General features: G+C 57.9%; 2 protein-coding genes. One reads left to right on the forward strand and one right to left on the reverse strand.

Annotated features, from left to right (window positions below; translation table 11 throughout):
* Positions 1-343 (reverse strand): hypothetical protein (locus AC1D1X_RS22010; protein WP_477699187.1); only part of this gene is annotated, 343 nt, incomplete at its 3' end.
* Between the two features lie 293 nt (positions 344-636).
* Here AC1D1X_RS22010 and urtA point away from each other — a divergent pair.
* The coding region (gene urtA, locus AC1D1X_RS22015) for an urea ABC transporter substrate-binding protein (RefSeq protein ID WP_477699188.1) at positions 637-1,905 on the forward strand (1,269 nt) is incomplete at its 3' end.

The following is a 1,905-nucleotide window of genomic DNA, read 5'->3' on the forward strand; positions in this document are numbered from 1 at the left end:
CGCCACCTCTGGGGAGCGACTTGTCTTCGTACTCGCAGCAGGCGCCCCGGCGCTCGTATGTGATGGGTTCGCCTTTTGGTCCGCGCAATGAGTTGAGGTATAGAAGATGAAGCCGGGTGTCGTAAGGGCCTGTTCTGATGGCGTTTGCAGCAGAGTAGCCGTAGCCAGGGTCGGTGGCGGTTTGCAACTTGATGACGCGCAGATAGGGCGCCGTTGAATCTGATCGGCCGTTGGGGATGCCTTTTCCTCCTACGCGGGTGACGGAAAGAATCCTGGGCTCGGGGTTGCTTGCGCCTGGGCTGGGCTTGGTGGTCTGGCACCCTGCGAGGATTGTGGCGGTCAAGGCAAGGATGACCAGGTGTGAAGAGCGGGAAACCAGCGCGTTCATATAAGAGAGTCCTCGTTTTTTAGTTTGATATAGGAGAGAGGTCAGCGGGCGCAGCGGCCTCCCTGTAATGCCGGCCCTCACCGGCAACCCACAGCATACCGGCCACCCCGCATACGCCACCCGGCGTATTCCCCAATCCCCCTCCGGTCCCCAGAATCGGTTCATCGCTGTGTAAAAGCCCTGGTTTCCCCGGGTTTTGGCGCAGCGAAACGCGATTCACACACCTATCTACCGGAGCGAGGATTCACATGCAACAACGTCGATTTACCCTCAAGGCGATGACCGCCGCAGTCGCACTGGCAGGCCTTGGCGCCATGCCTGCCGCTTTTGCCCAGGCGGGCGGCACCATCAAGGTTGGCATCTTGCACAGCCTGTCGGGCACCATGGCAATTTCTGAAACCACGTTGAAAGACACCGTGCTGATGGCGATCGAAGAGATCAATGCCAAGGGCGGCGTGATGGGCAAGAAGCTCGAGCCCGTGGTGGTTGACCCCGCTTCCAACTGGCCCCTGTTTGCTGAAAAAACCAAGCAACTGCTGGGTCAAGACAAGGTTTCCGTCATCTTCGGTTGCTGGACGTCTGTTTCCCGCAAGTCGGTGCTGCCGGTTGTTGAAGAAATGAACGGCCTGCTGTTCTACCCCGTGCAGTATGAAGGTGAAGAACTTTCCAAGAACGTGTTCTACACGGGTGCGGCACCTAACCAGCAGGCTATTCCTGCGGTTGACTACCTGATGAGCAAGGCCGGCGGCGGCGCCAAGCGTTGGGTTCTGCTGGGCACTGACTATGTGTACCCACGCACCACCAACAAGATTCTGCGCRCCTACCTCAAGAGCAAGGGTGTCAAAGACACCGACATCGACGAGAAATACACCCCCTTCGGCCACAGCGACTACCAGACCATCGTGGCTGACGTGAAGAAATTCTCGCAAGGCGGCAAGACGGCTGTGGTGTCCACCATCAATGGTGACTCCAACGTGCCTTTCTACAAAGAGCTGGGCAATGCCGGCCTGAAGGCCAAAGACGTGCCAGTGGTTGCGTTCAGCGTGGGTGAAGAAGAACTGCGCGGCGTGGACACGAAGCCCCTGGTCGGCCACCTGGCTGCGTGGAACTATTTCCAGTCGATCAAGAGCCCGGCCAATACAGAGTTCATCAAGAAGTGGTCTGCCTATGCCAAAGCCAAGAAGCTCCCTGGCTCTGACAAGCCTTTGACCAACGACCCGATGGAAGCCACCTACATCGGTATCAACATGTGGAAGCAGGCTGTTGAAAAAGCCAAGTCCACCGACACCGACAAGGTCATCGCCGCCATGGCCGGCCAGACCTTCAACGCGCCTTCCGGCATCGTCAGCAAGATGGATGAGAAGAACCATCACCTGCACAAGTCGGTCTTCATCGGCGAAATCAAGGCCGACGGCCAGTTCAATGTGGTGTGGAAGACGCCTGGCCCTGTGAAGGCCAAGCCATGGAGCCCATACATTGAAGGGAACGACAAGAAACCCGACGAGCCTGTCAAGAAG

Source organism: Polaromonas sp. P1_G4 (genome assembly GCF_056405475.1).